16 protein-coding genes are annotated in these 17,887 nt (G+C 60.9%); 8 read left to right on the top strand and 8 right to left on the bottom strand.

Going from position 1 to position 17,887, the window contains the following annotated elements:
• Window positions 1–488 precede the first annotated feature (488 nt).
• From P9L99_16235 to P9L99_16220, 4 genes are read left to right on the top strand one after another with little or no spacing between them, the layout of a single operon-like run.
• Window positions 489–1,319 (top strand): 3-keto-5-aminohexanoate cleavage protein, encoded by an 831-nt coding sequence (locus P9L99_16235; protein MDP8224909.1) that lies wholly within the window; start codon window positions 489–491, stop codon window positions 1,317–1,319.
• Entirely contained in the window at window positions 1,319–2,365 is a 1,047-nt protein-coding gene (locus P9L99_16230) for an L-erythro-3,5-diaminohexanoate dehydrogenase (GenBank protein MDP8224908.1), read from the top strand. The genes P9L99_16235 and P9L99_16230 overlap by 1 nt, the downstream gene beginning before the upstream one ends.
• A 10-nt stretch (window positions 2,366–2,375) precedes the next feature.
• Window positions 2,376–3,623: a lysine 2,3-aminomutase gene (gene ablA / locus P9L99_16225; GenBank protein ID MDP8224907.1), complete on the top strand. Its 1,248-nt coding sequence runs from the start codon at window positions 2,376–2,378 to the stop codon at window positions 3,621–3,623.
• The gene (locus P9L99_16220) at window positions 3,620–4,624 is read left to right on the top strand and encodes a hypothetical protein (protein MDP8224906.1); all 1,005 of its coding nucleotides are present in this window, start codon (window positions 3,620–3,622) and stop codon (window positions 4,622–4,624) included. The genes ablA and P9L99_16220 overlap by 4 nt, the downstream gene beginning before the upstream one ends.
• On the opposite strand, the gene P9L99_16215 is transcribed toward P9L99_16220, so the two are convergent.
• Window positions 4,621–5,448 (bottom strand): SUMF1/EgtB/PvdO family nonheme iron enzyme, encoded by an 828-nt coding sequence (locus P9L99_16215; protein MDP8224905.1) that lies wholly within the window; start codon window positions 5,446–5,448, stop codon window positions 4,621–4,623. The two genes, P9L99_16220 and P9L99_16215, sit on opposite strands and share 4 nt — an antisense overlap.
• Window positions 5,449–5,577: 129 nt before the next feature.
• Between P9L99_16215 and P9L99_16210 the strand changes: the two genes are divergently transcribed.
• Genes P9L99_16210 through P9L99_16200 form a run of 3 tightly spaced genes read left to right on the top strand, consistent with a single transcriptional unit; the run spans window position 5,578 to window position 8,268 of the window.
• Entirely contained in the window at window positions 5,578–7,128 is a 1,551-nt protein-coding gene (locus P9L99_16210; protein MDP8224904.1) for a lysine 5,6-aminomutase subunit alpha, read from the top strand.
• Window positions 7,115–7,876: an OAM dimerization domain-containing protein gene (locus P9L99_16205; GenBank protein MDP8224903.1), complete on the top strand. Its 762-nt coding sequence runs from the start codon at window positions 7,115–7,117 to the stop codon at window positions 7,874–7,876. The genes P9L99_16210 and P9L99_16205 overlap by 14 nt, the downstream gene beginning before the upstream one ends.
• The gene (locus P9L99_16200) at window positions 7,873–8,268 is read left to right on the top strand and encodes a RidA family protein (protein ID MDP8224902.1); all 396 of its coding nucleotides are present in this window, start codon (window positions 7,873–7,875) and stop codon (window positions 8,266–8,268) included. Before P9L99_16205 ends, P9L99_16200 begins: the two co-directional genes overlap by 4 nt.
• Window positions 8,269–8,316: 48 nt before the next feature.
• On the opposite strand, the gene P9L99_16195 is transcribed toward P9L99_16200, so the two are convergent.
• The 7 genes from P9L99_16195 to P9L99_16165 form a co-directional block, all read right to left on the bottom strand.
• Complete coding sequence (locus P9L99_16195; protein ID MDP8224901.1) at window positions 8,317–9,561, bottom strand: aminotransferase class III-fold pyridoxal phosphate-dependent enzyme; 1,245 nt, start codon at window positions 9,559–9,561, stop codon at window positions 8,317–8,319.
• Window positions 9,562–9,574: 13 nt separating this feature from the next.
• Window positions 9,575–10,507 carry a diacylglycerol kinase family lipid kinase gene (locus P9L99_16190; protein MDP8224900.1) on the bottom strand — a complete coding sequence of 311 codons (933 nt, stop codon included), beginning with the start codon at window positions 10,505–10,507 and terminating at the stop codon, window positions 9,575–9,577.
• A 14-nt stretch (window positions 10,508–10,521) separates the two neighbouring features.
• The gene (locus tag P9L99_16185) at window positions 10,522–11,316 is read right to left on the bottom strand and encodes an ABC transporter permease (GenBank protein ID MDP8224899.1); all 795 of its coding nucleotides are present in this window, start codon (window positions 11,314–11,316) and stop codon (window positions 10,522–10,524) included.
• Window positions 11,276–12,427: an alanine racemase gene (gene alr, locus P9L99_16180; GenBank protein MDP8224898.1), complete on the bottom strand. Its 1,152-nt coding sequence runs from the start codon at window positions 12,425–12,427 to the stop codon at window positions 11,276–11,278. Before alr ends, P9L99_16185 begins: the two co-directional genes overlap by 41 nt.
• Before the next feature lie 18 nt (window positions 12,428–12,445).
• Window positions 12,446–13,540, bottom strand: a complete 1,095-nt coding sequence (nagZ, locus tag P9L99_16175) for a beta-N-acetylhexosaminidase (protein MDP8224897.1) — start codon at window positions 13,538–13,540, stop codon at window positions 12,446–12,448.
• Between the two features lie 61 nt (window positions 13,541–13,601).
• Window positions 13,602–14,636, bottom strand: a complete 1,035-nt coding sequence (gene rlmN, locus P9L99_16170; protein ID MDP8224896.1) for a 23S rRNA (adenine(2503)-C(2))-methyltransferase RlmN — start codon at window positions 14,634–14,636, stop codon at window positions 13,602–13,604.
• Window positions 14,633–15,889 carry an aminoacetone oxidase family FAD-binding enzyme gene (locus P9L99_16165; GenBank protein ID MDP8224895.1) on the bottom strand — a complete coding sequence of 419 codons (1,257 nt, stop codon included), beginning with the start codon at window positions 15,887–15,889 and terminating at the stop codon, window positions 14,633–14,635. The genes rlmN and P9L99_16165 overlap by 4 nt, the downstream gene beginning before the upstream one ends.
• Window positions 15,890–16,133: 244 nt before the next feature.
• On the opposite strand from P9L99_16165, the gene P9L99_16160 reads away from it, so the two are divergent.
• The gene (locus P9L99_16160) at window positions 16,134–17,822 is read left to right on the top strand and encodes a S8 family serine peptidase (protein MDP8224894.1); all 1,689 of its coding nucleotides are present in this window, start codon (window positions 16,134–16,136) and stop codon (window positions 17,820–17,822) included.
• Window positions 17,823–17,887 lie beyond the last annotated feature (65 nt).

Raw genomic sequence — 17,887 nt, 5'->3', positions numbered from 1 at the left:
GTCATCGTCATTGTCGTCACCGGCGCAGGAGACGAGGAGAAAAGAGAAAAGAATCAACACAATTATTTGCGCAATTAGTATTCTTGCTTTCATAAGTCCCCGCCTATCCTCAATCCGGTTGACACAATATAAGGAAGGATATTCTTTTAACTATTTTATATCACAATATAATCTGATTTGCCAAAGGGCTATTCGACGGCGGATGATTCGGATGGCCTTTTCGTCGAAAACGCTGTCCGCACTCCGGCCTACGGCCGCCCCGCTCCCATGGAAAGAGGGAAATATTCTTCGCTGCGCTCGAGGATGACAAAGGGCGCGACGAATCGATTTCAATCATACAGAAGAACGGGACTTCTTTTGGTCTATTCGTTCTTCCCGTCGGCACGCGTGGGCCTGAGTGACGCTCGGTAAGCGACGCGAGGGCTTGTAAGGCCCCGGGGGCGGCAGTAGTATCCCCCGGCGTCCGGCCAGCAGGCAAGGAGCGTCCGATGGCGAAACGAATGATTACGTGCGCGCTGACCGGCGCGGAAACCACCCGTGAAAAGTGCCCCGGCCTACCCCACACGGCCGAAGAACTCGCCGCTGAAGCCAAGCGCGTGTACGAGGCGGGAGCCGCGATCCTGCATCTGCACGTGCGACATCCCGACGGCACACCCACCAACGACGAAACCGTCTTCGCCGAGGCCATCGCCGCGATCGAAGCCGCGTGCCCGATCCTCATTGAAACGACGACCGGCGGCGCAGTGGGCATGAGCGACGAGGAACGCCTGCAACCGATCGAACTGAAACCGACGCTGGCGAGCCTGGATTGCGGCTCGGTCAATTTCAGCGACGAAATACTGCCCAACAGCCTGCCGCAGATGCGCATGTACGCCGAGCGCATGCGGGCCGCGGGCACCAAGCCGACGCTGGAATGTTTCGACCTGGGCCACGTGCACAACGCGCGGCAACTCATTGCCGAGGGCCTACTCACCCCGCCCTACAACTTCAGCTTCGTGATGGGCGTGCCCGGCGGGTTGCCGGCGGACATCAAGTCGTTGATGGCAATGATCGACGCCCTGCCGCCGGATTCGCTGTGGACAGGTATCGGCGTGGGCGGGCGCGGCTTCGCCTTCATGACGCCGGGGAGCATCCTGCTTGGCGGTCACGTGCGAGTGGGCTTCGAGGACAACATCTACGTGCGCAAAGGCGTCGTCGCCGACAGCAACGCTGAGTTGGTGGAGCGGGCGGCGCTATTCATCAAGGAAATGGGCCACGAGATGGCGACGGTCGACGACGCGGCCGCCCTGCTGGGAGTGGCCCGCATAAGGAGTTCGTAATGCAGAAACACGGCAATCGTTACGGAATCCACCGCGTGATCGAACCCCAGGGCGTGGTGCCTCAACCCGCCGAGCGCCTCGATAACGACATGTCGGAGATCTACGACAACGAGATTCTCTGCGACGTCATCACGCTTAACATCGACTCCGCGAGTTTCAAAGTCATCCTCGACAAAGCCGGCGACGACGACGAGGAAATCAAGCGGATCATGACCCAGATCGTCGCCAAGCAAGGCAAGCATCGCAATCCGTGGACGGGCTCGGGCGGCATGTTCATCGGCCGTGTCGCGCGGATCGGGAAGGCGTTGGAGGATAAAATCGATTTGCAGGTCGGCGACAAGATCGCCAGCCTCGTGAGCCTCAGCCTGACGCCGCTGCGCATCGACGAGTTCGTCGCCATCCGTCGTGAGAACGACCAGGTCGATATTGTCGGCCAGGCCATCCTGTTTGAAAGCGCCGTGTGGGCCAAGTTGCCGGCGGATATCGACGAGAAGCTCGCGCTGGCCGTGCTGGACGTCGCGGGGGCCCCGGCGCAAACGGCGAAGCTGGTCAAGCCGGGCGATACGGTTTTGGTGATCGGCGCGAACGGGAAGAGCGGTCTGCTTTGCTGTTACGAAGCCCGCAAGCGCGCGGGCGTCACCGGGCGGGTGATCGGCAGTGTGCGGCGCGAGGAAGCCGTGGCCGTAGTGCGCGACTCGGGATTCGTGGATGAAGTCATCATGGCGAACGCCGACGACGCGCTGGGCATGTTGGCCGCCGTGGAGCAGGTTACCGACGGTGAGTTGGCCGACGTGGTCATCAATTGTGTCAGCCGCGAAAATTGCGAGATGGGCTCGATTTTGCCCTGCAAGGATGGTGGTCTGGTATACTTTTTCTCGATGGCGACGAGTTTCACTAAAGCGGCTCTTGGCGCCGAGGGCATCGGCAAAGATGTGACGATGATCATCGGCAACGGCTACACGCGCGGTCATGCGGCGATCACGCTTAGCCTTTTACGCGAATCTGATTACATCCGCCGCGTTTATACCGAGCGGTATGCGAAATGAGAGTGGACTGATGAATATTGTGACGCGCGGCACCTTCTGGCACGACGTAGCGGATAAAGACTGGACAGATTGGAAGTGGCAGATGCGCCACCGCATCACCACTGTCGACCAGTTGCGGAAAGTGTTTCCGGAAATTCCCACCGTGGAAACCGAACAAATCGATCGTGTGTTAACCCATTTTCGAATGGCTATCACGCCCTACTACGCCAGCTTGATCGACATCACGAATCCGCATTGTCCGGTGCGCTTGCAGGCCGTTCCGTCGGCCTACGAACTCATGAAGGCGCCGGAAGATCTCACCGATCCGCTCGACGAGGATCGCGACACCATCGCACCGCATCTGACTTATCGGTACCCCGATCGCGTGCTGATGCTGCTGACCGAAGTCTGCAACATGTACTGCCGTCACTGCACGCGGCGCCGCAAAGTGGGAGAAGTCGACGCGGCCTTCGACGATGAGATTATCGATCAACAGGTGGCGGCCATCGCGGCTCGTCCTCAGGTACGCGACATCGTGTTGTCCGGCGGCGATCCGCTGACGCTCAACGAAGCGAAATTGGAAAAAATCCTTCGCCGCCTACGCGACATTCCCCACGTCGAAATTTTGCGCCTGGGAACGCGCGCGCCGGTCGTCAATCCGTTTCGCATCACACCCAGTTTGCTGAAGATGATGCGCAAGTACCAGCCGATCTATATAAATACGCACTTCAACCATTACAAAGAGCTGACACCCGAGGCGGTGGCGGCTTGCGAAGGCCTAGCCGATGCCGGCTTCCCGCTGGGCAATCAATCGGTACTGTTGGCGGGCGTGAACGACTCGCCCGGTGTGATGAAAAAGCTCGTACACGAATTGCTCAAAGCGCGCGTGCGGCCTTATTACCTCTACCAGTGCGACCTATCGGTGGGCATCAGCCACTTTCGAACGAGCATCGGCAAAGGGATCGAGATCATCGAGGCGCTGCGCGGCCACACCTCCGGGTTGGGCGTGCCGACCTACGTCGTGGATTGTCCCGCCGGTGGCGGCAAAGTGCCGGTCGGGCCGCAGTATGTGCTCTCCCGCAGCGACAACAAGGTCATTTTCCGCAACTACGAAGGTCAAATCACGGTCTACCCCGAGCCGGTCGACCATCCGCCGACGATGGAACACGACCCGGCCACGAATGATCCGAAATACCAGAACAATCTGGGTCCTTCGCGCTTGCTGCGTGATTCGCATTTCGCGATCGAACCGAGTTATCGGGATTTGGACGACGATTGAGACTTTGGGACGCCCTCACCGGCGAAGCCGGACCGCTGTTTTTGGTCGGCTCATGCAAAAACGCCGGCAAAACGACGGTACTCAATTTCCTCAACGGTGAGTTCTTCGGACGCCTGCCGAACAAGCGAACTTCTCTCCTGACGATCGGCCGCGACGGCGAGCCCGAAGACGTCGTGTACCGCCATCCGAAACCACCGGTCCGATTGCTGCCGGGTAACCTTTTCGTCACCACGAAACCGCTATTCGACAAACTGAAATCAGCGGTCTCCTTCGTCCAGGAATTGGGACTTCCCACGGCGCTGGGTGATTTGGTGATCGGCGCGGCCGTCCGGGAGGCCAACGTGGAACTCATCGGCCCCGGCAACAACGCGCAGTTGGAAACCGCTCTCCGGCAACTGAAAGAGCGCCACGGCTCGCACCTGGAGATTGTCGACGGCTCGTTCGATCGCCGTACGCAAATCGCCGTCGCACCCGATGGTCGTTTCATCCTGGTTGTCAGCGCCGATCTGGCGACGACTCCGGAACGCGCCGCGTCCTGGCTCGCCTATCAGATCGAATTGTTCGACCTGCCGAGTCTTTCGCCGGACGATCATGTCCCCGGCACAAAATACGGCTGGAGCGCGCGGCCCGCGGCGGACTTGGGTTGGTGGTGGCGCCACGGCACGACGTGGGATCGAAATCCTACCGACGCCGAAGCGGCCTTCTGCCGCGGTCCGTTGACCGCCACCATGGTCGACAACGCCCTGGACGATCTCGATGGAAAATCCCTCATCCTTGAGGACGCCACGAAGGTTTTCTTTGAAGAGAAACACTGGCGGCGGCTCAAGCGTCGTTGCCCGAGCGTTCACGTGGAATGGCCGCTGCGACTAGTCGCGGTGGCGTCGAATCCGCAGGGGATTTTCCGGCAATTCGAGGCGCGCGAGTTTTTCGAGACGTTGGCCGAGGTTTGCGGTAACCGAGCACTCTTCGATGCGGTTTCGGGATTGCGGCGGGAGCCCTAGCGCCACGTAGCCTGGAAGCAGCGAAAACCAAGCACCGTCGTAAAGCGCACCGGACGACTTTTCGGGCTGCCGACCATCCGCAGCAACGCCGGGCGCTCCACCATGAACGAGCCGCCTTTAAGCACCACGCTAATCCCCTTGTATTGCGGCCCGGTGACGGCCGGGCGCGCCGGATCGTAGTAGGTCGTACGCCGCGTCGTCGTCCACTCCGCCACGTTGCCGGCTAAGTCTAAGTTGCCGTAGGAGCCGCGTCCTTCGGGAAAGGAACCGACCGGCGCGGTATGTGTAAAACCGTCGGCCCGCCCCTCGTCGCCGAAATTTCCGAAACGCGGGTTGAATTCGTTGCCCCAGGGATAAATGCGGCCGTCGACACCACGGGCGGCTTTTTCCCAAAGAGTCGCCGTGGGCAAGCGCTTGCCGACAAAGGCGCAGTATTCGCGGCCCTGTAACTGGTTGACACAATTGACCGGGTGATTCTCGCGACCGGATATTCCGTAGTTACATCCCTGACCATCCGGCGGCGGCTCGCATTCACCGGCGGCGACACATCGCGCGAAATCGGCCACGGTGACCTCAACCCGATCGAGGAAAAACGCGGGCAAATATCCCGTCGTCAAGGGCGGGTCATCGGCCGTGCATTGTGGATCCTTCTCATGGTCGCAGCCCGAGATGAACATGCCGGCCGGAATCAGCGTCATGGTCGGCGGCACGGGCGCGCCCCGCTCGGGCCACCCCCACGCGAAGAAGACCCCGGCGCCCATTGCGCCTAGGGTCAGAGTGATGACAAAAAAGAGTATGACGGCTCGGATTGCGGTGCGGGTCATATGCTTCTCTTCGGATTCAGTTTCGCGTGACAAGCTAAGCCATTTTGGCAGAAAAATCGGCGCATTGACAACAAAATCGCAACGCCTAGCATGGCATCGGGTACCCGCGTTATTTCCATGAGGTTTGCGATGCGTCTTGCCCTCGATCCGTCGAAGATTCGCCACGCACGGGAGTTGGCGGCGATGATCGCCGAACCTGTCCTGAAGCAGAGCATCTCCCACACGACCGATAGCGTCGAACGCACCACGCTGCGCCTGATGGGCTTGGAAGGTGCCGACGCCGACGGTGTGCCGCTCGTCAACGTGCTGGTCAGGCATTTGCGGTCGCGTTTGCCCGAGGGAATCAGCCCGCTCGTGCTCGCCGCCGCTACGGAGCGCGACCTCAGCCTGGCCGAACTGGCGCAAGGCGTTTCGGAGAAGAAGCTCGACTTGTCGGACTTCCAAATGGCGGACCGCCGCGCGTCGATCGATGCCGCCCGCGACCGTCTGAGCGACGGCTTGAAGCGTATTACACGTCAGCGAAAGCTGCGCCGCGACATGATTGCCGAACTGGGCGAAGGCCCCCAGCCGTGGCTGTACGTCATCGTCGCCACGGGCAATATCCACGAGGACATCGCCCAAGCGCAGATGGCGGCCCGGCAGGGGGCGGATATCGTAGCGGTGATCCGCAGCACGGCGCAAAGCCTGTTGGATTATGTGCCCGAAGGCGTGACGACCGAAGGTTTCGGCGGCACGTACGCAACGCAGGCTAACTTTGCGCTGATGCGCGAGGCGCTCGACGACGTATCGCGGGAGGTGGGGCGCTATATTCGCCTGGTGAATTACGCGTCGGGTTTGTGCATGCCGGAAATCGCGGCGATGGGCGGCCTCGAACGTCTGGACATGATGCTCAACGATTCCATGTACGGCATCCTGTTCCGCGACATCAATCCGCTGCGCACTTTCGTCGACCAGCACCTCTCGCGGATGATCAGCGCCCATTCCGAAATTGTCATCAACACGGGCGAAGACAACTACCTGACAACGACCGACGCCGTCGAAGCCGCCCACACCGTGCTGGCCAGCGATTTGATCAACGAGTGCTTCGCGGTTTTCGCCGGCCTGACCCCAACGTTGATCGGCCTGGGTCACGCTTTCGAAATCAAGCCCGAACTGCCCAACAGTTTCGTGCTGGAACTGGCGCAAGCGCTGCTTGTGCGCGAAGTTTTTCCGCACCACCCCATCAAATATATGCCGCCGACCAAGCACATGACCGGCGACATTTTCCGTGGCTACGCAATGAACACGATGTTCAATTTGGCCGGCGTCGTCACGGGACAGGGCATCCAGCTTCTCGGTATGCTCACCGAAGCGATGCACACGCCCTTCTTGATGGACCGCGCGCTGGCCATCAAGAACGCCAGCATGGTCTTCAACGCCGCCCGCGAACTCGGTGACAGTTTGGAAGTGAAAAGCGATTCGCCGCTGGCCCGACGCGCCGACGAGACGCTCGGCAACGCCATTAAATTTCTGGAGCGGGTCCGCGACGAAGGTCTTTTCTCGGCCATTGCGGCTGGACGCTTCGCGGATATCCAGCGGCCACCGGAGGGCGGCAAAGGCGCGGACGGTGTCGTGAAAAAAGCGCGTGACTACGCTAATCCTTTGTTCTCTTTGCTCAGGAAGAACCATGCCCGAATCTAAGGTTCGCCAGGTGAATTTGGCCGACGTGCGGCCCTATGGCGACGCGATGAACGACGGCGCCGTCCAAATGAGTTTCACGCTGCCGGTGCCGCTCACCCCCGAGGCGATCGAAGCGGCGCGGTTGTTGGCGCGCGAACTCGGCCTGCGCGACGCCGCCGTGCAACACAGCGAAGACCTCGGCGGCTATTCGTTTTTCGTGGTGTACGGTCACACTCAACACGGCGTCGACATGACGCAGATCCACGTTGAGAAGGTCGCGACGAAAGCCCGCAGCCGGCAGGAATGCAACGAGGCCATCGAAAAGCACTTCGGCCGCAAGCTGGTGATCATCGGCGCATGTATCGGCACCGACGCCCACACGGTCGGCATCGACGCGATCATGAACATGAAAGGATACGACGGCCATTACGGGCTGGAACGCTTCGTGATGGTCGAAGCGAAAAACCTCGGTGCGCAGGTGCCGTCCGAAACGCTGCTGCGCGAAGCGATGGAACGAAACGCCGACGCCGTGCTGGTGAGCCAGGTCGTCACGGAAAAAGGTTTTCATAAAAACAACCTGACGCGCTTTGTCGAGATGGCCGAAGCCGCCGGATGCCGCGAACAATGGGTGCTGGTGTGCGGCGGACCGCGGGTCGATCACAAACTGGCGCTGGAACTGGGCTACGACGCCGGTTTCGGCCGCGGCACCCACGCCGAACACGTGTGCAGCTTCGTCATCGATCGCCTTCTGCAACGGAAAGAAACGTGAGCGGCAAGGTTCACAATCCGCCGTCGATCCCTAAACCCAGCGGCTACAACCACGGTTTCGAAATGCCGGGCTCGCGAATCCTTTTCGTCGCGGGCCAAAGCGGCGAGACGACTACGGGAACGGTGCCTGAAGCGTTCGTCGAACAATTTGACGTTGCGCTCGGCCGCGTGATGGCCGTCGTCAAAGCCGCCGGGGGCCGCGCGGATAACATCGGGCGGTTGACGATCTACGTCACCGATATGGACGAATACCTTGCCACCCGGCCGGCCCTGAACGCGGTTTACCGCAAGCACCTAGGCCGTCACTACCCGGCGATGAGCGCCCTGGGCGTCGCCTCATTTATCCAACCGGAAATGAAAGTCGAACTCGAAGCAACGGCCGTACTCGAGTAGTTGAACCGCCGCTTTGGTTCGAACCCGTTTTCTCGAATCGCGTTTTCGCTACGGTATTTCCCGCCGAACCACAGCCAGGGATTCCTCGATGGCGTCGATGGCCTTGACGACATCGGCTTCCGTGTGGCGGCACATCAAGTAGCCGTGGTGATAGGGCTGTAGGAACACGCCGCGGCGAATCAGTTCGGTGTAGAACAGGGTCCGTCGCGCCTTGTATTTCTTGTCGGGATCTGACGGGAAGGTAATGAAGGGCATCGGCGGAATGCCGGAAAGCTCAGCCGGCACGCCGGAGGCCTCAACCACTTCGCCGACCCGCCGGAGAAATGCTTCGCCCCGTTCCCATAGGGTGTCGAGCGCTTTTTCGCGTTCGAGTATCTCGATGGTCTTGAGCGCCGCGGCCATCTCCAACGAGTTGGGGAAAAACGTGCTGGAGACGAATACCCCGCCTTCGACCACATTCATGAAGTCGGCTTTGCCGACCACGGCGCTGATCGGGTAGCCGTTGGCCATCGCTTTGCCGAAGGTCGCCAGGTCGGGAGTGACGCCGTATCGCTCCTGCGCGCCGCCCAGGGCAACGCGGAAGCCGGTGCGCACCTCGTCGAAGATCAGCACGATCCCCGCTGCATCGGCGCGCTCGCGTACGGCCTCGAGGAAACCGGGGGCGGGCTCTTGTATCGGATGCGCCAGCGGGTGCCCGAGCGGGGTGATGATGATCGCCGCCGTATCGTCGCGGTATTGGTCGAGCAGGCGGTCGAGATCGTCGATGTCGTTATAGTGAAACTCGTGCGTGTCCTCGTAGTACTTCTCCGGAATGCCGCCGCGTTGCTCGACGCACCAGTCGTGCCAGCCGTGGTAGCCGCAGCGCAGGACTTTCAGCCGTCCCGTGACGCCGCGCGCAATGCGAATCGCCGCGGTGGTCGCGTCGCTGCCGGTTTTGACCAGCACAACTTTTTCGGCGCAGGGAATCAATTCGATGAGTTTAGCTGCTAATTGGTTCTGCAGCGGTTGGGCCAGGTTCATGCAAAAGCCCTTGGCCATCTGTTCGACGACGGCGGCGTCGATTTCCGCTTCACGATGGCCGAGGATAATCGGGCCGTAGGCCGCCAGCATGTCGACGAACTCGTTGCCGTCCACGTCCCAGCACCGGCCGCCCAGAGCGTGGTCGAAAAATACCGGGTATTCGCCGGGAACGAAATTGTAGGGCCGACGAATGCCCAGGATGCCGCCTGGTACGAGTTTCCGCGCTTCTTCATAAAGTTGTTCGCTGCGTGTGAGGTCGAGTTTTTCGGACACGATGTGACTCCTTCTACTGCTTGACCTTAAACTTGAGCGCACCCGGGCAAATGGTGAATGTGGTCGGCAGGCGACCAGGCACCTCGCCGTCGACATCCAGCAGTGCAGTGTGGTCGGAAATCGCTTCGACCTTCTTCGCCCGATGGATTTCCACCTTCTCGTGACCCAAGTGTGCGCCGCTGTAAATCCTAGGTAGTTGAGAGAGCTTTTCGCTCCAGTCGACGTCGCCGATGATCACCACGTCAAACAAGCCGTCGGACATGTCCGCGCCGGGCGCCATCTGCATGCCGCCGCCGAAAAATCGTCCGTTGGCCACGGCCAGGCTGAACACACGCCGCTCGCCCAGGTCGCGCTCGTCGTCGAGCACGATGCGCATCGGCACGTTCTTGAAGCTCAGCATCGCCGTGATCGTTCCCCAGAAAAACGAGAAGAAACCGCCGAGGATTTTGGTCGCCATGTTGACGCGCTCGTCGACCGCGCCGCCGATGCCGGCCGACGCGATGTTGACGAAATACCGGACCTGCGGTTCCCCGTCGTGTCCGGTCATTTCCATGCGTCCCACGTCGATGGGTCGGACGGCGTCGCCAACCAGCCAGTCGAAGGCCGCGTCGATATCTTTGGGCAAACCGGTGGTTTTGCGAAAGTCGCCGCCGGTACCGATGGAAATTTGTCCCACGGCGATTTGCGGATTGACCGGTGTGCCGTCCTCGTTCATCAGGCCGTTGGCAACCTCGTTCATCGTGCCGTCGCCGCCGACCGAGACAATCAGGTCCGCGCCGCCTGCCGCGGCACCGCGGGCGAGTTCCATCGCGTGGCCGACGCGTTCGGTGAACAAGGTTTCAAATGTACCGAGGCGCTTTTGAGCCATGTCGGCGATCTGGGGCCATTGTGCTGCCGCGGTACCGTTGGCCGCATTTGGATTGACGACAAACACGATCTTGCCCATCACAGCGCCCTTCCCTAGAACATCAACGCGGTCAAGAAATAATTGGCGATCATCACCGCCACCGAAGCCAGCACGACGCTTTCGGTCGTTGCGCGCCCCACCCCTTCGGCGCCGCCGCTCGTGTAATAGCCTTTGTAACAACCAATCGTGGCCATAATCAGCCCAAAGACGGCCGCCTTGACGATACCGATGTAAAAGTCGTCGAAATCGACGTAGTACACGACCTGCTCGACGAACTCATCGGACGGGATGCTCAGCAAAACCGTCGTCACGAAGTACGAACCCATCGTGCCGATGAAGTCGAACAAGGTCGTGAGCATCGGCATCATGATGACCGAGGCGATCAACCGCGGCACCACGAGGTAGTGGATGGGGCTGACCGCCATGGTTTCGAGCGCATCGATCTGCTCGGTAACGCGCATCGTGCCGATTTCGGCGGCCATACTCGAGCCGACGCGGCCGATAACCATCAACGCCGTAAGCACCGGTCCCAGTTCACGCGTCAAGGCCAGCACGACCGTCGGCCCGACCATCGTGTTGGCTTCAAACAAGCGGAACGCTTGGGAACTTTGCAGCGAAAACACGCCGCCGGTGAAAAGGCTGGTCAAGAAAATGATGAAGGTCGACTGCACGCCGATGAAATCGAATTGCTTGATGAGTAGCTTGAACCGGAAGGGACGGCGGGGCAGCCATTTCATCGCCAACACGAAAATGAGCGTGATCGCCCCCACCTGCTCGACAAAGCGTAGCAGGCTGGCGCCGAGACGCTCAAACGGACGCGTAAGAATCGCCGCCGTTTCGCTTGACATAAATGCGTCCCACCCGGTGGTTGATATTACAGAATATCTCGTATGGAATCGTATTGCACAACTCGGCTACTTCTTCCGACCTGATCTCTTCGTCGCCCTGCCGCCCGATGAACACCACTTCGTCGCCGTTGGCCGCGCTGGGAATATCGGTAACGTCGAGCATGCAAAGGTCCATGCACACGGCGCCTACGATCGGCGCGCGTTTGCCGCGCACGAGCGCGGAGCCGCGGTTGGACAGAAGGCGGTTGAGGCCGTCGGCATAACCGACCGGCAATGTGGCGATCATACTTTCCCGCTGCGTGACGAATTTGCCGCCGTAGCTGATGGGCGTTCCCACCGGCACGCGGCTGAGGCGGATGATTTGCGTCGTGAAGCGAAACACCGGGCGTAGGTCCATCACCTTTTCAAAACCCGGCATTTTTGTCGCGCCCAGCAGCATGATACCCGGACGCACCATGTTGAAGGGCGGCTTGGGCGCACCGAGGATCGCCGTGGACGCCGACATGTGCTTGATCGGCGGATCGACTCCTTTTGACTGGAGTTGATCGACCACGCCGCGGAATTTGGCCAGTTGGTCCCAGTAATCCGGCCCGAGATTCGGGCTGACGGTGGCAAAGTGACTGAGCAATCCCTCGATTTCCAGCACGGGTTCGCGCGCCAGGCGCAAGATGCCTTCCACGGCTTCGCGCACCGGTATGCCCAGGCGCGTCATGCCTGTGTCGACTTTGACGTGCACTTTGATTTTCAGCCCCAGGTCCGTGGCTTCACGCGCCAATTCCAGACCGCGTTCCAAGGAGACGACCACCGGGGTCAGGCCGTGCGTGTGGGCTTTGAGCGCTTCGCCCGGGTAGATACCGCCCAATATCAGAATCGGCTTGGAGATGCCGCCATTGCGCAACTCCATGCCTTCCTCGACGAAGGCGACGCCGAAACAATCGGCGCCGTGCCGCTCCAAGGTCGTGGCGACGGGAATCGCGCCGTGGCCGTAAGCGTCCGCTTTGACGACGGCGAGAATGGCAATGTCGGCACCGACGCGTTTGCGCAAGGCGCGAAAATTGTATTCAAGCGCGTCGAGGTCGATCCAGGCAAAAGTCGGGCGGTTTGTGTACATCGCTTCTTCGGCTCCGGTTTATGTCTGCTTAGACCCCGTGTTCTGTCCCGTCAAGCCGTCCGGTGGCCGGGCGGCAATCTCACGCGATAAGGCTCGATGCGCCTGGCATCCGACGACGGATAAATCACCTGTGGCGGGCACGGGCAGCCACGCCGCCAGGCGGTCGAGCCGTTGCTCCATCTGCCCCATCCGCTCGGCCGGCAACACACCGCGCCGGGGGCCATCGTACAACGCCCGAAACACGGCTTCCTGCATATCCATCTCGAGGCAGATCAAAAGCATGTCGCACCCCGCCCGCGCCGCCGACAAAGCCGCTTCGCCGACATCGTAGTTGTCGGCAATGGCCCGCATTTCCAGGTCGTCGGAGAAGATGACTCCCGGAAAGCCGATTTCGTTCCGCAACAGGCCTAAAAGGTGCGGTGACATTGTCGCCGGAGTGGCCGGATCGATTTTCTCGGCGACTAAGTGCGCTGTCATCACACCTTGCACGCCCGCCGCCACCGCCCGCCGAAAAGGAACCCATTCCACTTGTTCCAAACGTTCTCGATCGTGGCGGACGACCGGCAACTCGTAGTGGCTGTCAGCGACGGTATCGCCGTGACCCGGAAAATGCTTCGCGCACGCGGCAACGCCCTGCCCCTGAATCGCCCGGATAAAGGCCTCAGTCAAATCCGCTACCGTCTCCGGATCGCTACCGAAGCTTCGGTCGCCGATCACCGGGTTGCCCGCATTGGAATCGACGTCGACCACCGGCGCAAAATCAATATCGAAGCCCAGGGCGCGCAACTCGGTTCCCAGCGCCGCGCCGAATTGTCGCACCGGCTCGGCGTCCGCCGCCGCGCCGATCACCCTTGCCGGAGGCCACGCGGTGCCGAACTCGCGCAAGCGCTGCACGCGCCCGCCTTCTTCGTCGATGGCGAAAAGCAACCGACGGGTTTCGGCCAGGGATCGGATTTCGGCAATCAGGCCCGCTGTTTGTTCGGCACTTTCCAGATTGCGGCGAAATAGGACGAAACCGCCGACGCCGAACTTCAACAGTTCGCGGACCTGCTCGTTGACCTGCGTTCCTTCAAATCCGACCAGCATAACGCGGCCGGGTTCGCGCCGTTTCATCGCACCCCCTCAAGTGGAATGCTCATGGTAAGCCGACGAGGCGGGAAACGGAAGCAGGTCTTCAGGTTTCGGCGTCGCAACGTGGCGCGGCCAACTGACCGCACGCGGCGAGAATGTCACGACCGCGCGGCTTGCGGACCATGCAGGTGATGTTGTGGTCGCGGAGAATTTCTTGAAAGCGACGAACGCGCTCCTCGGTGGGAGCAGCGAATTGCTCGTCGGACGGATTGACGGCAATCAAATTGACCTTGGGCCGCAGGTCGCCCACCAGGCGCACGAGGCGTTCCGCGTCGTCGTCGGAATCGTTGACGCCGGCAATCAACGCGTACTCGAAGGTGACGCGACGCCGGTGCGACATCGGGAATACTCGGCAGGCATCGATGAGTTCCCGCAGCGGCCACTTTCGATTGGCCGGCACGAGTTGGCTTCGGGTTTCATCGTCGGCGGCATGTAGGCTGACGGCCAAGCTGACGTCGACCCGCAGCGCGAGCTTCGGCAACTGCGGCACAATACCGACGGTGGACAGCGTCACCTTGCGCGGGCTGAGATTGACGCCGTGATCGGCGTAGAAAATCTCAATCGCGCGCGTCACGTGGTCCAGGTTGTCCAAAGGCTCGCCCATGCCCATCAGCACGACGTTGCTCACGCGGCGATCGCCGGCGATTCGCTGGGCGGCGAGGTATTGCTCGACGATTTCACCCGCCGTCAGATCCCGTATAAAGCCCATCTGCCCGGTGCGACAAAAGCCGCAGCCCCAGCGGCAGCCGACCTGGCTGGAGACGCACACGGTCAGACGTCGCGTTTCGGGGATCAACACGCATTCAATACGGTGACCGTCGGCTAGTTCGAGTACGATTTTGCGCGTCCCGTCCTCGCCAACCATTTCGTCGACAACCGGGAGACGGCCGATGTGAAATTTCTCGGCCAGTTTTGCGCGTAGCTCGCACGATAGATCCGTCATTTCGTCAAAGGATTCGACGTCGTCTTTGTAAAGCCAGCGGAACACCTGCCGCGCACGGAACGATTGTTCACCCATCTCCACGAACGCCGCGGCGAGTTCATCGATCGTGAAGTCTCTGATCCACGGGCGCGTCATCGCAGCTTCTCCGCCGCCGCGGTCCCGGCTACGTAACCGGTTGAAAAGGCGGCTTGAAGGTTAAACCCACCGGTGATGCCGTCCACGTCCAGCACTTCGCCGGCAAAATGCAGCCCCGGCACGAGGCGGCTTTCCAGGCTGATGGGATCGATTTCCTCCAACGCCACGCCGCCGGCGGTGATCAGCGCCTCGTCGAATCCCCGCGTGCCGATGACGCGCAGGCGCATGTCTTTAAGCAGCGAGCCCAACGCCAGCCGTGTTTTCTTGCCGACCTCGGCGCACTTCTTTCCCACGTCCAGGCCAAGCAACGAGACAAAGATCGGGATCGCGGCTTGCGGCAACAAACCGTCCAGCACCCGTTGCAGGGGCTGCTTGCCGTTGCCATCGAGGTCGCGCCGCAAACGAGCGTCGAGCTTGTCCGGCCCGAGCCCCGGTTTCCAATCAATGGCGATGTGGGGCGCGTGAAGGTCCATAATATCGCGTGAGAGGTCGAGCGGAATCGCGCCACCCAACCAGCGCGTCCGCAAGTGCGCTTCACCGAAACCATCGGCGACTTTTCGCGATCCATCCCACAGGCTGACGCCCACGTTGTGCAGCAACAAGTCGATCGACACGGGCAACGCCTCGATCACCAGCGGCACGAGGGCGGGACGCGGCGGTAGGATGTGGTGGCCGAACTTCTGCGCGAGTTGGTAGCCGTCGCCGGTCGAGCCGGTCTTGGGGTAACTCTTGCCCCCGGTCGCGATAATTACCCGGCGGGCGTGCAATTCCTCGCCCTGGGTTTGCAGCCGAAAAGCCACCGGGTCGGTGTCGATGGATATCACCCGGGCTTTGGTGCGAACCGCTGCGCCTTCACTGCGGGCGTAGCGATACAGCGCGTTGACGACATCGCGCGCCTCTCCGGATTCCGGGAACACCCGCCGCCCGCGTTCGGTGGCGCAGGGCACGCCGCGTCGTTCCAAAATTTCGATAACGTCGGGGGCGTAGAAGCGACTGAAGCAGTTGCGTAGAAAATCTCCGCCCCGCGGATACGCCGCCGGCGCTTCAGCCATCGACCACGTGGTGGTCACGTTGCAGCGGCCCTTGCCGGTGATGCCCACTTTTCTGGCGACGCGGTGGGCTTTTTCCAACACGAGCGTCTGGGCGCCGCCGCGCGATGCCGCGCCCGCCGCCACGAGTCCGGCAGCCCCGCCGCCGACTATGATTACGTCCCACTGTTCCATCGGGCGGATCGTAGAGGATTTCGGTCGCATTGCAAGTTACCCCGCGCGGGGCGCGTCGTCGCGATTCCACCGCCTTACTTTGACTCGTGAAATTGTATCTCGACGCGCGAGATTTTTTCTGATAATCAGCGAATGAGTGTTTATCTTTTTCTGCAAGTCGGTTCAGAGATTCGGCGCTACGCACGCAGGCCGGTTCCGGAAACGGGACAGCGTGTGTCCTACCTCAGCGATGCGATCGCAACCGGCGAAAACGAATATCCGAGGGAGTCTTTCGATGAAAGTATTTGCTTATACTGTACCCTTCCTACTGGTCTTGTTGACGCTGGCCCTCGCGCCCGCCGCGCAGGCGGCTTGGTTGGACCCCACGTTGTCCGATCAAATCGACGCGGCCGATGCCGAGGAGTACGTCAACATCTACGTCGTATTGAAAGAGCAAGCCGACCTCCAGACCGCCCTGGCAGAAGCGGAATTGGCCGGCGGCGATCGCGCGCAACGCCATTTCGAAGTGATTTCGCGCCTTCATGAAACGGCCGACCTCACGCAAGGTCCGATTCTTGAAATGCTGCAAATCCATCGCGCCAATGGCCTGGTCAAAGAATTCAAGGCGTTTTGGATCGCTAATGCCTTTGCGATCCAGGCCAAACCGGGTTTCGTCCTGTTGATCGCCGAGCATCCGGCGGTCGCTTCGGTTTACAACGATTACGAGATCGCGCTTGTCGATCCGACCGAAATCCATGCTGATACGCCGCGGGCCGTCGCTGCGGTAGAGAGCGGCATTACCTCTTCGCGCGCCCCCGAATTGTGGGCGTTGGGCATCGACGGCTCCGGCGCTCTGGCCTGCGATCAGGACACGGGCGCGGACGGCTCGCACGCCGCCTTTGCCGGCCGCTGGCGGGGACTTGATGCCGGTGTACCGGCGGGCGAAGCCTGGTTCGATCCGCTGGATAACGAAACCTTCCCGAGCGAATCCTGCCCCTCCTGGTGGAGCTGCAACGAACACGGCACCCACACGTTGGGCACGATGGTCGGTGACGACGGTTCCGGCAACCAAGTCGGCATGGCGCCCGGCGCGAAGTGGATCGGCGCCAAAACCATCGACACCGGTGGCAACATCTTTTCCGACGCCGTCGCCGCGTTCCAATGGATGGTCGATCCGGACGGCAACCCCGCGACGGTCGAAGACGTGCCCGACGTCTGCAACAACAGTTGGGGATTGACTCAAAGTTACTACGGTTCCTGCCGCGGTGACTTCAACACGGCGATCGACGCGGCCGAAGCGGCTGGAGTCGTAGTGGTCTTTTCAGCCGGAAACTCCGGACCGGGAAGCCAAACCATCGGCTCGCCCGCCAACCGGGTCGCAAGTTCGTGGACCGTGTTTTCGGTGGGCGCGTTGGAGCAAAACAACGCCACGATCGCCAGTTTTTCCAGTCGCGGTCCCTCCGATTGCGACGGTTACTCGATCAAACCGGAAATCAGCGCGGTCGGCGTCGATGTACGAAGCGCCAAACCGGGCGGCGGCTACCAATACATGAGCGGCACGTCGATGTCGGCACCGCACGTGTCCGGCGGCGTCTTACTGCTTCGTCAGGCCTTCCCGGATGCCACGCCGGATGAAATCAAAATGGCGCTCTACTACGGGGCTTATGACCTCGGAACCGCCGGTGACGATAACACCTACGGCAACGGGCGGTTGGACATGGTTGAGTCCTATGAGTTCCTGGTCGACTATTTTGGCGGCGGCGACGACGATGACGACGACGATAATGATGACAACGATGACAACGACAACAATGATGACAACGACGACAACGATGACAACGACGACAACGATGATAACGACGACAACGACGACAACGACGACAACGATGATAACGATGACAATGATACGGCCGGTGACGATGACGATGACGACGACAGCGGTTGCGGCATGACCGCGGGCGACGTCGTCAAATACATATTCTGACCCTTCGCCCCACCGTCACGCAATAAGGAAGGCCGCGGAAATCCGCGGCCTTTTCACTCAATATC

Origin of the sequence: Candidatus Lernaella stagnicola, from assembly GCA_030765525.1 — a bacterium.
Classification (GTDB): Bacteria; Lernaellota; Lernaellaia; order Lernaellales; family Lernaellaceae; genus Lernaella; species Lernaella stagnicola.
Note: the sequence above shows the minus strand (reverse complement) of the source record. Positions and strands in the feature narration are given on the sequence as shown.

What these genes read in the sequence shown, in the direction of transcription:
- P9L99_16235 (MDP8224909.1), top strand. Translation starts at nt 489, where the DNA reads ATGGCGAAACGAATGATTACGTGCGCGCTGACCGGCGCGGAAACCACC.
- P9L99_16230 (MDP8224908.1), top strand. Translation starts at nt 1,319, where the DNA reads ATGCAGAAACACGGCAATCGTTACGGAATCCACCGCGTGATCGAACCC.
- ablA (MDP8224907.1), top strand. Translation starts at nt 2,376, where the DNA reads ATGAATATTGTGACGCGCGGCACCTTCTGGCACGACGTAGCGGATAAA.
- P9L99_16215 (MDP8224905.1), bottom strand. Translation starts at nt 5,448, where the DNA reads ATGACCCGCACCGCAATCCGAGCCGTCATACTCTTTTTTGTCATCACT.
- P9L99_16210 (MDP8224904.1), top strand. Translation starts at nt 5,578, where the DNA reads ATGCGTCTTGCCCTCGATCCGTCGAAGATTCGCCACGCACGGGAGTTG.
- P9L99_16205 (MDP8224903.1), top strand. Translation starts at nt 7,115, where the DNA reads ATGCCCGAATCTAAGGTTCGCCAGGTGAATTTGGCCGACGTGCGGCCC.
- P9L99_16190 (MDP8224900.1), bottom strand. Translation starts at nt 10,507, where the DNA reads ATGGGCAAGATCGTGTTTGTCGTCAATCCAAATGCGGCCAACGGTACC.
- P9L99_16185 (MDP8224899.1), bottom strand. Translation starts at nt 11,316, where the DNA reads ATGTCAAGCGAAACGGCGGCGATTCTTACGCGTCCGTTTGAGCGTCTC.
- alr (MDP8224898.1), bottom strand. Translation starts at nt 12,427, where the DNA reads ATGTACACAAACCGCCCGACTTTTGCCTGGATCGACCTCGACGCGCTT.
- nagZ (MDP8224897.1), bottom strand. Translation starts at nt 13,540, where the DNA reads ATGAAACGGCGCGAACCCGGCCGCGTTATGCTGGTCGGATTTGAAGGA.
- rlmN (MDP8224896.1), bottom strand. Translation starts at nt 14,636, where the DNA reads ATGACGCGCCCGTGGATCAGAGACTTCACGATCGATGAACTCGCCGCG.
- P9L99_16165 (MDP8224895.1), bottom strand. Translation starts at nt 15,889, where the DNA reads ATGCGACCGAAATCCTCTACGATCCGCCCGATGGAACAGTGGGACGTA.
- P9L99_16160 (MDP8224894.1), top strand. Translation starts at nt 16,134, where the DNA reads ATGAAAGTATTTGCTTATACTGTACCCTTCCTACTGGTCTTGTTGACG.